At 71.1% G+C, this 13,345-nt stretch carries 7 protein-coding genes; 4 read left to right on the top strand and 3 right to left on the bottom strand.

All coding sequences use genetic code 11. The features are described from left to right. Nucleotides 1-563 precede the first annotated feature (563 nt). On the bottom strand, nucleotides 564-971 hold the full coding sequence (locus ABZU75_RS31685; RefSeq protein ID WP_355562163.1) for a hypothetical protein: 408 nt from the start codon (nucleotides 969-971) through the stop codon (nucleotides 564-566). A gap of 110 nt (nucleotides 972-1,081) precedes the next feature. On the opposite strand from ABZU75_RS31685, the gene ABZU75_RS31680 reads away from it, so the two are divergent. The 3 genes from ABZU75_RS31680 to ABZU75_RS31670 all read left to right on the top strand — a co-directional run bounded on the left by ABZU75_RS31680 (nucleotide 1,082) and on the right by ABZU75_RS31670 (nucleotide 4,282). Next, a complete protein-coding gene (locus ABZU75_RS31680) occupies nucleotides 1,082-1,651 on the top strand; it encodes a TetR/AcrR family transcriptional regulator (protein WP_350926913.1) in 570 nt (189 codons plus the stop codon). Nucleotides 1,652-1,721: 70 nt separating this feature from the next. Continuing rightward, on the top strand, nucleotides 1,722-2,897 hold the full coding sequence (locus ABZU75_RS31675; RefSeq protein WP_355562160.1) for a GDSL-type esterase/lipase family protein: 1,176 nt from the start codon (nucleotides 1,722-1,724) through the stop codon (nucleotides 2,895-2,897). A 401-nt stretch (nucleotides 2,898-3,298) separates the two neighbouring features. Further along, entirely contained in the window at nucleotides 3,299-4,282 is a 984-nt protein-coding gene (locus tag ABZU75_RS31670; RefSeq protein ID WP_355562157.1) for a DUF2804 domain-containing protein, read from the top strand. A 67-nt stretch (nucleotides 4,283-4,349) separates the two neighbouring features. Here ABZU75_RS31670 and ABZU75_RS31665 read toward each other — a convergent pair whose 3' ends face one another. After that, on the bottom strand, nucleotides 4,350-6,098 hold the full coding sequence (locus ABZU75_RS31665; RefSeq protein WP_355562154.1) for a sugar-binding domain-containing protein: 1,749 nt from the start codon (nucleotides 6,096-6,098) through the stop codon (nucleotides 4,350-4,352). Next, nucleotides 6,095-7,384: an MFS transporter gene (locus ABZU75_RS31660; RefSeq protein ID WP_355562152.1), complete on the bottom strand. Its 1,290-nt coding sequence runs from the start codon at nucleotides 7,382-7,384 to the stop codon at nucleotides 6,095-6,097. The genes ABZU75_RS31665 and ABZU75_RS31660 overlap by 4 nt, the downstream gene beginning before the upstream one ends. Nucleotides 7,385-7,854: 470 nt before the next feature. Between ABZU75_RS31660 and ABZU75_RS31655 the strand changes: the two genes are divergently transcribed. Further along, nucleotides 7,855-13,320: a carboxyl transferase domain-containing protein gene (locus ABZU75_RS31655; protein WP_355562149.1), complete on the top strand. Its 5,466-nt coding sequence runs from the start codon at nucleotides 7,855-7,857 to the stop codon at nucleotides 13,318-13,320. Nucleotides 13,321-13,345 lie beyond the last annotated feature (25 nt).

Here is a 13,345-nt window from a genome sequence, read left to right as displayed (position 1 = left end):
GCTCCCTTAAGGAGCTCTGACCTGCGTATCCGTTGTTTCCCGCGTCGTTACCACTGGGACCACCTACCGAAGACCTCACTCGTTCCATCTCACACGCGATACAGGTCCTGGTCACGCTGTGGCGGCGCGGCCAGTAGTGCGCTGCAGGTGCTCCAGCCGCCACCGGGAGGGTCAAAGGCGAAAGCATCGGCCTGCGGTACTCCGGAAAGGCCTGTCGCCACCTCGGCGGTATGTCGTTGTGGACTTTTATCATGAAACCAAGCGGACGCCTTTACAATGTAGATTAATAACTGAGGAGCGCCTCGATCATGGCGCGTCGAGTCAGCATCACCATCGAGCGGTCCTCGTGCCGCTCGACCCGCGGGGTGCTCGTGGACCGGGGGGAAACCCCTGCCGAGCAGATCCGCCACGCCCGCGCCCACAACTCGAGGCCGGCGCTCAGACCGCTCGCGTCGGACTGCCCACTGGCTGACCGCAACGATCCCCTGCCTTGCCCCTCGCCGGGGCTTCGGGAGTTCTGGACCATCGGTGTCCCCGAGCCGCCTCAGCCGACGGCGCCGCTCCTACTGGACGGTCAGGTGACCGTACCTGGATAGGGCCGCGGCCAGGTCGCCAGGTTTGCCGCGGAGTGTGGCGTCCAGGAAGGCGGCGGTGGCCGCCGCGGTGAGCCGCGGCCCGGCGGTTCGGCCTAGGGAGCCGACGAGCGCGGGCAGGGGCGGCAGGTAGAGCGGGGCGTCGGTGAAGGTGAGGTGTGCCGCGCCGGGGACGGTGAGCCGGTAGCCCGTCGCCGTGCTGAGCCGGAGCACCCGCGTGAGGCGGGGGATGTAGTCCGGCTCCTCGCCCGGCTTGACGTCGTGGGTGAGCGCGAGCACAGGCTGGTGGAACGATCGCGGTGCGGGATCGCGGGGGAACTTGGCGAGCGGCTTCAGATGGTCACTCAGGCGCTTCGCTCCGCCCTTGGTGCGGTTCACGAACGCGGTACGGATCTCCTGCTCAGTCGGCGGCTTCGTGAACGGCAGGCTAATTTGCCTAAAGCCATTAGGCAAATGCATAATGGGTGTCGCCAGATAGGAGGAAGGTTATGGTTCGAGCAGGGCTGACCACGGAACGCCTGACCCGGGCGGGGGCGGAACTGGCCGACGAGGTCGGCTTCGATCAGGTGACCGTCTCGGCGCTCGCCCGGCGGTTCGACGTCAAGGTCGCGAGTCTGTACTCGCACCTGAAGAACTCCCAGGACCTCAAGACCAGGATCGCCCTGTTCGCCCTGGAGGAACTCGCCGACCGGGTCGCCGCCGCCCTGGCCGGGCGCGCCGGCAAGGACGCCCTGGCCGCCTTCGCGAACGTCTACCGCGACTACGCCCGGGAGCACCCCGGCCGCTACGCCGCCGCCCAGCTCAGGCTCGACCCCAAGACGGCGGCCGCCAGCGCCGGTGTCAGGCATGCGCAGATGACACGGGCGATCCTGCGCGGCTACGACCTGACGGAGCCGGACCAGACGCACGCGGTCCGGATGCTGGGCAGCGTCTTCCATGGCTACGTCAGCCTGGAGATGGGCGGAGGCTTCAGCCATACCGCAGTCGATCCGCAGGAATCCTGGTCCTGGATCGTGGATTCCCTGGACGCCCTGCTGCGGAACTGGACCGCACCCTGACCGTCAGGGGGCCGCGCCGCGCACCGGCGCATCCGAACAATCCGAAAATCTTGATCAACAGGCTGAGGCAATGAACACCGAGCACGACTGGATCACCACACCCGTCACCGCGGACATCCTGCGCGGCGTCCTCGACGTGGAACGCACGGCGCACGGCCTGCTGCCGCACCGGCTGCCCGCTCGGGCTCGTCGGCAGATCCCTGACGACCAACTGGCCGTGGCCGAGGCCCAGTCGTCCGGCGTGCGGTTGGCCTTCCGCACCCGGGCCACCATCATCGAACTGGACACGCTGCCCACCAAGAGGGCCTACCGAGGTCTCCCGACCCCGGCGGACGGCGTATACGACCTGCTGGTCGACGGCCGTCTCGCTGCCCAGGCCGCGGTGACCGGCGGCAAGGTCCGCACGATCGACATGGCCACCCAGTCCGTCGAACTGCGTGAAGGGCCTCACGGCACCGCCCGGTTCACCGGTCTGCCCGCGCGTGACAAGGACGTCGAGATCTGGCTTCCTCATACCGAGATCACCGAGCTGATCGCCCTGCGCACCGACGCCCCGGTCGAGCCGGCGCCGGACAGTGGGCGCAGGGTGTGGCTGCACCACGGCAGTTCCATCAGCCACGGCTCGAACGCCACCCACCCGACCGCCATCTGGCCGGCCCTGGCCGCCGCCCAGGGCGGAGTGGAACTGGTCAATCTGGGATTCGGCGGCAGCGCGCTGCTCGACCCGTTCACCGCCCGCGCGATGCGGGACACCCCTGCGGACCTGATCAGCATCAAGATCGGCATCAATGTCGTCAACACCGACGTGATGCGCCTGCGCGCTTTCACCCCTGCGGCCCATGGCTTCCTCGACACCATCCGCGAGGGGCATCCGACCACGCCGCTGCTGGTCGTGTCCTCCATCCTGTGCCCGGTCCAGGAGGACACCCCCGGCCCCCTCGCGCCCGACTTCGACGGCGGGACCTTGCGGTTCAAGGCCACGGGCGACCCGGCCGAACGCGCCGCCGGGCGTCTGACGCTCAACGTCATCCGCGACGAACTCGCCCGGATCGTCGAACAGCGGGCGGCTGACGACCCGAACCTGCACTACCTCGACGGCCGCGACCTTTACGGCGAGACGGACTACGCCGAACTGCCGCTGCCCGACGAGGTCCACCCTGGCCCCGCAGGACACCGCCGCATCGGCGAGAACTTCGCGCGGCTCGCGTTCGGCGCCGGCGGCCCATTCGCCACCAGGACCGGCTGACCGGAATCGCGGCCGTGCTCGACCCTCTTCCGCCGGGCCGGGCCTTCTTTCGGCTCCGTAGCCGCTTGTACTCGTTGCACGACCACCGCATCGGGTAGGCATCGATGCGGGCCAGGAGAGGTTCCCCAGACCACAGCTCTCCCCTGTCGCCCACCGAGGCGGCGGCTACTCCCCCGCCTGGCTGCTGGCCCAGGCCGCCCAGCCGTCCCGAGAGATCCACCCCATCAGGACCTACGCCGAGCCTCACGGTGGCCCTTCGGCGGACGACCGGCCACGGGCCGGTCCGACGGGGAGGCCGCACCGGTGGTGCCCGCGCGCCGCGTGCCCCGCGCCCCCGCTCCGGAGCGGCGTACGCCCGCCCCGGGATGGGAGCCCCGGCCGTGCGCCACTACCCTCTGGCTATGCCGACCCACGAGCGGGAGATCACCGCCCCCGTCGATCTGTGCCTGCCCGACGGACGCCTCAACCCCGACGCGGTCGGCTGGAGCAGGCGCCCGCTGCACCGCGCGAACCTGCGCGGCTGGGGCAGGACCAAACGCTGGGAGTACTGGGGCATCGTCACCCCCGGCCACATCGTCGGGCTGGTGGCCTCGTCGCTCGACTACGCGGGCGTGCACGGCGTCTACGTGCTCGACCGCGCGACCGGCGCGGAGATCACCAAGGACGTGGTCGTGCCGCTGGCGCGCGGCGCGGTGCTACCGGACCGCAGCGGCGCGGGCCGGACGTCGGTACGCGGTCCGGGCCTGCGCATCGACATCGACCAGCGCCCCGAGGGCACCTCGCTGCGGGCCGCCGTGCCCGGGGTGCGGCTCGACGTGGAGGTGCCGCTGCCGGAGGGGCACGAGTCGCTCGGCGTGGTCGTCCCGTGGAGCGCCCGGAGGTTCCAGTACACGGTCAAAGACGTCGGCAGGCCGGTGCGCGGCACGCTGACCGTCGGGGGGAACCGGCACGTCCTCGACGAGGCGACCTCCTTCGCGGTGCTCGACCACGGACGGGGCCGCTGGCCGTACTCGATCACCTGGAACTGGGCGGCGGGCAGCGCGCCGGGGCGGGCGATCCAGCTCGGCGGCAAGTGGACCGACGGCACCCGCTCGACGGAGAACGCGCTGTTCGTCGACGGGCGGATGCACAAGATCGGCGATGAGCTGGCCTGGGTGTACGACCGGCGCGACTGGATGCGGCCCTGGCGGATGACCGGTCCCGGGGTGGAGGTGGTCTTCCACCCGTTCCACGAGAAGATCTCGCGCACCGAGCTGGGCGTGGTGGGCAGCGAGACCCACCAGTGCTTCGGCCACTTCTCCGGCCGCGCCCGGACCGACGAGGGCGAATGGGTCGACCTCGACGGTCTGGTCGGCTGGGCCGAGGAGGCCCGCCAGCGCTGGTGAGGACCGGCCCGGCCATGCCGCCCGCCCGATGGGACCGGCCGGGACGGCCGTCCGGCGCCGGCGGGGTTCAGCCCAGCCGGAGCCGCCCGTTGACGGTCCGCACCAGTTCGGCGGGGAGTTTGAGCACCTCGCGGTCGTAGGTGAGCAGGCCGTTCAGCTCGTCCTCGACGTCGGAGAGCTGGGTGTAGACGGTCGCGCTCAGGCCGCGCGGCACGGCGGGCACGATCTGCCGGTAGTGCAGCCGGGCGAACGCGCCGCCGAGCTGCGCCGGCGTACGGCATCTGCGGTAGCCGAACTCGCGGTCGTTGAAGGTGTGGCCCTCGACGCGCAGCGAGTAGCCGCCGTACTCCGACAGGACCAGCGCCCGCCCGTCGCGTCCGGCGGGCGGGCGGAAACGGCGGAAGTACACGTGCAGGCTCCGCAGGTCGCCCGCGCCCTGGTCGTGCCACCCGCTCGCGTGGTCGACCGTCCGGGTGGGGTCGAGCGCGGCGAGCTCCCCGGCGGCGCCCGCCGCGTCGAACTGGCCCCAGCCCTCGTTGAACGGCACCCAAACGGCCAGGCCCACCACGTTGCGCAGCAGCTCGACGGTCTCCCGCAGCTCGGCTGCGAACCGCTCACGGCCCTCGGCGTCGCCGCGCCCGAACCACCGGTGGTGGCGGTCGTCGAGGCGCAGCGGTGTCAGCACCGGCGCGGTGATCACCAGCGGGTGATAGCGGCCGCCGCCGTTCACCATGTCCTGCCAGACGAGCATGCCGAGCCGGTCGCAGTGGTGGTACCAACGCATCGGCTCGATCTTGATGTGCTTGCGCAGCATGTTGAAGCCGAGCCGCTTCATGGTCTCGATGTCGTGGACCATGGCCTCGTCGGAGGGCGGCGTGTACAGGCCGTCGGGCCAGTAGCCCTGGTCCAGGACCCCGGCGTGGAAGTAGGGGCGTCCGTTGAGCAGCAGCCTGGGCACGCCGTCCGCGTCGCGCCCGACACCGAAGGAGCGCATGCCGACGTAGCCGCGTACGCCGTCGGCCCCGAGACGCACCGACACGTCGTACAGATACGGGTCCTCGGGACTCCACGGGCGGACGTCCGGGATCGAGATCCGCACCGGCACGCCCGCGTCCGCCTCGGCGGACGCGACCACCTCGCCGTCGGCGAGGATATCGACGGCGGCCCGCCCCGAGGCGGCGTGCACCGTCACCTCGACGCACGAGGCGTCCAGGTGCGGGACGAGCGTGAGCCGCTCCACGTGTACGGCGGGCACGCACTCGGCCCACACGGTCTGCCAGATGCCCGACTGGGCGGTGTACCAGATGCCGCCCCGGCGCAGCTTTTGCTTGCCGCGCGAGTGGTGCCCGGTGTCGGAGTCGTCCCGCACGGCCACGACCAGCGTGTTAGGGCCCTCGCGCAGGGTGTCGGTGATGTCGCAGGCGAACGGCAGGTAGCCGCCGGTGTGCGTGCCCACCTCGACCCCGTTGAGCAGCACCCGGCAGGTCTGGTCGACCGCGCCGAAGTGCAGCAGCACCCGCCCGCCCGGGACGGCGAACCCGTCGGGCAGGGTGAGCGCGCGCCGGTACCACAGCGTCTGCCCTGGCAGGAGTTGCCGCCCGACGCCGGACAGCGGAGCCTCGGGGGAGAACGGCACGACGATGTCACCGTCGTAGCCGTCGTAGCCGTCGGGGGCCTCGGGCTCGACCGGGGAGACGGCGTACCGCCAGCGGCCGTTGAGGTTGAGGTAGCTGTCGCGGACGAGCTGCGGCCTGGGGTACTCCGGCAGCACGGCCTCGGGGTCGAGGGCCGCGCCCCAGCGGGTCAGCAGGGTCATGCGGTCCCCCTGCGGCGCAGCGCCCGCACCGGCACGGCCATGAACGCCACCACGACCGTGGCGGCCAGGAAGATGGCCGGTGAGGGGACTTGTTTGAGCACCCCGAGCTCCTCGTAGTAGGCGTCGGCCCCCTTGATCACGGCGGCGCCCAGGAAGGGACCGACGATCATGGGGACGAGAATCGCGAAGACCATCCGCAGTCCCTGGACGTGACCGGCGCGGTCCGGCGGCGAGTGGTCGCGGACGATCGCCGCGATGGGCGCGAGCACCAGCATGAACCCGGACATCATGACGAGCCCGGCGGCGATCACCGGGATCATCCCGGTCGCGACGGACATCAGCAGCAGACCCGTGCCGTACACGGCGATCGCGGGCGGCAGGAAGCGCACCTTGCCCACCCGGTCGATGAGCGGCCCGCACGCGACGCTGACCGCCGAGGAGCCGGTCAGCACCACGGCCAGGACGATCGCGTACCCCTCGATGTTCAGGTATCGCTGCAGGTAGATGATCAGGTAGGGCAGGAAGACCTGGGTGGAGATCCCCCAGATCGTCCACGCGGCCAGGGCCAGGTAGAGGACGGGGTTGGCCCGTACCGCGCTCGGCCGCAGCCCGTGCACGAGTGAGGCCAGGTAGGCGCCCTCCTGGCGTACCGGGTCCGGGCGGTCGCGCACGAGCACCCAGGAGACGGCTCCGACCACGACGATGATCGCCCCGATGAGCACAAAGAACAGCCGCCACTCCCCCGCGCGGGTCAGCGAGTCGAACCCGCCGAAGACGGCCAGCATCGACACCAGCGGCATGATCGCCAGCACCGACTCCACCCGGCCCCGGTTCGCCGGGCGGGTCACATCGGTCACCCACGCCTGGAAGGCCGCGTCGTTCGCCCCGGCGCCGAGGAACGACATCACGCAGTCCAGCGCGATGACCGCGACCACCGTGGCCGTGACGGCTCCGGCCGCCGGGGCGACGGCCGCGACCGCGTCGACGGTGACGAAGCCGAAGGCCGCCGTGGCCAGCCCCCACAGCACGTATCCGGCGGCGATGAAGGAGCGGCGGCGTCCCGCCCGGTCGGAGAGCGCGCCGACCAGCAGGGTGGCCACCGTCGCGGTCGCCGCGCTGGCGGCGACCATGGTGGCGATGGCGCCGGGGTCGTCGCTGACGGTGTCGTAGAGGAACACGTTCAGGTACATGTTCTCGACGGTCCATGCCACCTGCCCGGCGAAGCCGAGCACGATCAGAGCCGTCCAGGAACGTCCACCCAGCTTGGCGGCGATCTCTGTGGTCACGGCGAGAGACTACAGGGGGTTTTGTCACAATTTTGGGTAGACTTGGTGTCTGTCGAAACCGCGAAAATGCACTTTCTCCCGCCTTGCCGCACAAGAAAGGTGAGCCCACCACCGACAAAGGGCATAGCAGATGAGTCCACTGAGCGGGTGAGCCTGGGAGAAGACGGATCCGAGCTGGTGGCGGAAAACGACTCACTGCTCAGCCGCGTCCTCAGCGACCCCGGCCGGCATGTACCGGTCCTGTTTCGTGTCCCAGTCGAAGTGCGGCGAAGCGTGCCGCCACTCCGCTCGCGCATGCCCGGTCAGGCTCGGGCGGCCCACGGCTTTTGATCGGTTTCTACAACTGGAGCCGTGTAGCGTGCGCTGTCTGCGACATGGCGTTACCAGCTGGTAGACGGAAGGGTGAACACTGCCGGGGGGCCGCCGTGTCACGGCGCGCACATCGTTGGTCTACAGGAAGGCTCGGTCGGGTGTTCAGTCGTGTCGCCATCGTCAATCGTGGTGAGGCCGCTATGCGGCTCATCCACGCCGTACGGGACATCGCCGCGGAGAGCGGGACACGGGTCGAGACCGTCGCCCTGCACACCGACGTCGACCGCACGGCCACCTTCGTCCGCGAAGCGGACCTGTCCTACGATCTCGGTCCCGCGTCCGCGCGCCCGTACCTCGACCTGAAGGTGCTGGAGCGTGCGTTGGTGGAGACCGGGGCCGACGCCGCATGGGTGGGCTGGGGCTTCGTCGCAGAGGACCCGGCGTTCGCGGAGCTGTGCGAGAAGGTTGGAGTCACCTTCGTCGGACCGAGCGCCGAGGCCATGCGCAAGCTCGGCGACAAGATCGGCGCGAAGCTGATCGCCGAGGAGGTCGGCGTGCCGGTCGCACCGTGGAGTCGCGGTGCGGTCGAGACCCTGGACGCCGCCCTGGCGGCGGCGGCCGAGATCGGCTACCCGCTGATGCTGAAGGCGACCGCGGGCGGCGGCGGGCGCGGCATCCGCGTGATCACGAACGAGGCCGAGCTCGCCGACGCCTACGAGCGCACCAGCCAGGAGGCCGCGCGGGCGTTCGGCAGCGGCATCGTGTTCCTGGAACGCCTGGTCACCGGTGCCCGGCACGTCGAGGTCCAGGTGATCGCTGACGGCGAGGGCACCGCGTGGGCGCTCGGCGTCCGCGACTGCTCGGTGCAGCGGCGCAACCAGAAGGTCATCGAGGAGTCGGCATCGCCGGTGCTCAGCCCTGTGCAGACAGCCGAGCTCAAGGCGTCGGCCGAACGGCTGGCCGTCGCGGTCGGTTACCGCGGCGCGGCGACCGTCGAGTTCCTCTACCACCCCGGCGACAAGATGTTCGCGTTCCTCGAGGTCAACACCCGCCTGCAGGTCGAGCATCCGATCACCGAGTCCACCACCGGGTTCGACCTGGTCAAGGCACAACTGCGGGTGGCATCCGGCGGCAGGCTCGAAGGCGAGCCGCCGGTGGAGCGCGGGCACGCCATCGAGGCCCGGCTGAACGCCGAAGACCCCGACCGCGACTTCGCGCCCTCCCCGGGCCGCATCGCGCGGCTGGACCTGCCCGCCGGGCCGGGCATCCGCGTGGACACCGGCGTCAGCGAGGGCGACACCATCCCCGCCGACTTCGACTCGATGATCGCGAAGATCATCGCCTACGGCCGCGACCGCGACGAGGCGCTCGGCAGGCTGCGCCGGGCGATGGCGCAGACCACGGTGATCATCGAGGGCGGCGCGACGAACAAGAGCTTCGTGCTCGACCTGCTCGACCAGCCCGAGGTGATCGACGCCAGCGCGGACACCGGCTGGATCGACCGCGTCCGCGGCGAGGGCAGGCTCGTCTCGCACCGGCACTCCGCCATCGCGCTGGCGGCCGCCGCCATCGAGGCGTACGAGGAGGAGGAACGCGTCGAGCGGCAGCGGCTGCTGTCGACGGCGTTCGGCGGACGCCCGCAGGTGCAGCACGAGAGCGGCCGGCCACTGGACCTCAAACTTCGTGGCGTCGGCTACCGCGTGCGCGTCGCACGGGTCGGTGCGCATCGGTTCCGCGTCGGCGTCGAAGCAGGTGGCGACGTCCGCACCGCCGACGTCGAGCTCGACCGCTTCGACCGGCACACCGGGCGGATCGTCGTCAACGGCACCCGGTACCGCCTGCTCACCGACACGCACGGGCCGATCCACCTGGTCGAGGTGGAGGGCGTGACGCACCGGGTCAGCCGCGACGAGGGCGGCGTCGTCCGCTCGCCCGCGCCCGCGCTGGTCGTCGCCACGCCGCTGAAGGTCGGCGCCGAGGTCGAGGCGGGCGCGCCGGTGCTGGTGCTGGAGAGCATGAAGATGGAGACGGTGCTGCGGGCGCCGTTCAAGGCGCGGCTGAAGGAATGCGTCGTGTCCGTGGGCAGCCAGGTGGAGACCGGTGCACCGCTACTGTGGCTGGAGCCGCTCGCCGACGACGACACCGCAGCCGAGGACACCTCGGCCACCGAGTCCGTCGAGCTGGACCTGCCCGCCACGCCCGGGAAGATTCCGGTGTGGGAGCGCACCACGCGCGGCCAGGAGGACCTGCGCAGCCTGCTGCTGGGCTTCGACGTCGACCCGCACGACGAACGCCGGGTGCTCGACGACTACCTCGCCGCGCGCCGGGCGGCCACCGAGAACGGCCACCGGCCGCTGGCCGAGGAGCTCGAACTCATCGACGTGTTCGCCGACCTCGCCGAGCTGAGCCGCAACCGGCCGGCGGGCGAGGACGGCGGCGGTGACGGCCACGTGTACAGCGCCCGCGAGTACTTCCACACCTACCTGCAGAGCCTCGACGTCGAGCGGGCCAGGCTGCCGGAGGCGTTCCAGGCCAAGCTCGCCAAGGCGCTCAGGCACTACGGTGTCACCGAGCTGGAGCGCTCCCCCGAGCTCGAAGCCGCGGTGTTCCGGATCTTCCTCGCCCAGCAACGCGTGTCCGCCGACGCCACGGTCGTCGCGACGCTGCTGCGCGCGTGGCTGCGCGAGCCGCCGCCGGACGAGACGCTGCGCGAGCCCGCCGGTCTCGCGCTGGAGCGGCTGGTCGCCGCGACACAGGTCCGCTTCCCCGCGGTCTCCGACCTCGCGCGCGGCGTGGTGTTCGCCTGGTTCGCCCAGCCGCTGCTGCGCCGCAACCGCGCCCGCGTCTACGCCGACGTCCGCAAGCACCTGCGCCACCTGGACACGCACCCGGACGCGCCGGACCGCGCCGAGCGCATCGCCGAGATGGTGCGCAGCACCGAGCCGCTGGTGCGGCTGCTCGGCCAGCGGCTTGTCCGCGACGACCTGGACAACGCGATCATGCTGGAAGTGCTGACCCGGCGGTACTACGGCAACAAGGGCCTCACCGGCGTCCGCACCAGCGAGGTCGCGGGCTGCACGTTCGTGGTCGCCGAGCGCGCGGGCTCGTGCGTGGTCTCCTCCGCGGTGAGCTTCGAGGCGCTGGGCAACGCGCTGCGCGGGCTCGCGGAGCTGGCGGGCGACGAGGACGCCATCGACGCCGACATCTATCTCGCCTGGGAGAATCAGCCGGAGGACTCCGAGACGATGGCGGTCGCGCTGCACAAGGTCGTCAGCGCGCACCCGCTGCCGGACCAGGTCCGCAGACTCACCACCACCGTCGCGGGCAGCGGCGGCGCGGTGATGCACCACCACTTCACGTTCCGCCCGTCGACCACCGGGATGGCCGAGGAGCGGCTGATCCGCGGCCTGCACCCGTACATCGCGCAGCGGATGCAGCTGGAGCGGCTGAGCAAGTTCGACCTCACCCGGCTGTCGTCGTCGGACGAGGAGGTCTACCTCTTCCAGTGCGTAGCGCGGGAGAACCCGTCGGACGACCGCCTCGTCGCGTTCGCACAGGTACGTGACCTGACCGAGCTGCGCGAGCACGACGGCAGGCTGGTCGCGCTGCCGACGGCCGAGGACACCATCGCCACCTGCCTCGACTCGATCCGCCGCGCGCAGTCGCGGCGACCGTCGAAGAAACGCTTCAACACCAACCGGATCGTGGTCTACATCTGGCCGCCGAGCGACCTCACCCGCGCGGAGCTGGAGATGATCGTCGGACGCGTGCTGCCGACGACCGCGGGCGCCGGGCTGGAGGAGATCCTGTTCATCGCGCGGCAGCGCGACCGGAAGACCGGCGAGCTGGCCAAGACCGCCGTGCGCATCTCCTTCGACGCCACCGGCGGCACCGAGCTGACCATCGGCGAGCCGTCGGACGAGCTGGTCGAGCCGCTCGACGACTACCGGCAGAAGGTGCTGCGCGCGAGCAGCCGCAACACGGTGTACCCGTACGAGCTGACCGGCCTGCTCGGCGACTTCGTCGAGCACGACCTCGGTGACGACCACGCGCTGGTGCCGGTCGACCGGCCGAAGGGGCGCAACACCGCGGCGATCGTCGCGGGCGTGGTCAGCACGCCGACCCGGCGGCACCCGCAGGGCCTCACCAGGGTCGTGCTGCTCGGCGACCCGACCAAGTCGCTCGGCGCGCTGTCGGAGCCGGAGTGCCGCCGCGTGGTCGCCGCGCTGGACCTGGCCGAGCGGATGCGGGTGCCGCTGGAGTGGTACGCGCTGTCCGCCGGCGCCCGGATCTCCATGGAGTCGGGCACGGAGAACATGGACTGGGTGGCCGCGGCGCTCAAGCGGATCGTCGAGTTCACCCAGAACGGCGGCGAGATCAACATCGTGGTCGCGGGCATCAACGTCGGCGCGCAGCCGTACTGGAACGCCGAGGCGACGATGCTCATGCACACCAAGGGCATCCTGGTGATGACGCCGGACTCGGCGATGGTGCTCACCGGCAAGCAGTCGCTCGACTTCTCCGGTGGCGTGTCGGCCGAGGACAACTTCGGCATCGGCGGCTACGACCGGGTGATGGGCCCGAACGGGCAGGCGCACTACTGGGCGCCGAACCTGGCCGCCGCGCGGGACGTGCTGATGTCGCACTACGACCACACGTACATCGCCCCCGGCGAGGAGGCGCCGCGGCGGGCGAAGACGACCGACCCCGTCGACCGCGACATCTCCGACTTCCCGCATGTCCTGGTCGACAGCGACTTCACCACCGTTGGCGAGATCTTCTCCGCCGAGGCCAACCCGGACCGCAAGAAGCCGTTCGACATCCGGACCGTGATGCGGGCGCTCTCCGACCAGGACCACCCGGTGCTGGAACGCTGGGCGGGCATGGCCGACGCGGAGACCGCAGCGGTGCAGGACGTGCATCTCGGCGGCATGCCGGTGTGCCTGCTCGGCATCGAGTCACGGGCGGTGCCCCGGCGCGGCTTCCCGCCCACCGACGGCCCGGACACCTACACCGCGGGCACACTGTTCCCGCAGTCGTCGAAGAAGGCCGCGCGGGCGATCAACGCGGCCAGCGGCAACCGGCCGCTGGTGGTGCTGGCGAACCTGTCGGGCTTCGACGGCTCGCCGGAGTCGATGCGGAAACTGCAACTGGAGTACGGCGCCGAGATCGGCCGCGCGATCGTGAACTTCCGCGGGCCCATCGTGTTCTGCGTGATCTCGCGGTACCACGGCGGCGCGTTCGTGGTGTTCTCGAAGGCGCTGAACCCGAACATGACCGTGCTCGCGCTGGAGGGCTCGTTCGCCTCGGTGCTCGGCGGCGCCCCCGCCGCCGCGGTGGTGTTCTCCGGCGACGTCAACGCCCGCACCGCGGCCGACCCCCGCGTGCGGGACCTGGAGGCCCGCGTCACGGCCGCCTCCGGCGCCGACCGCGCCGCGTTGACCGCGGAGCTCGACGAGTTCCGCTCGTCGGTCCGTGCGGAGAAGCTCGGCGAGGTGGCCGCGGAGTTCGACCGCGTGCACAACATCCAGCGCGCGGTCGAGGTCGGCTCCGTCGACGCCGTCATCCGCGCCGCGGAACTGCGTCCACGGATCATCGAGGCCATCGAGTCCCGCCTGCGCTGACAGTGAGGCGCCACGGTGAGGACCT

Source organism: Streptosporangium sp. NPDC005286 (genome assembly GCF_040607515.1).
In the GTDB taxonomy this organism is placed as follows: domain Bacteria; phylum Actinomycetota; class Actinomycetes; order Streptosporangiales; family Streptosporangiaceae; genus Streptosporangium.
Note: the sequence above shows the minus strand (reverse complement) of the source record. Positions and strands in the feature narration are given on the sequence as shown.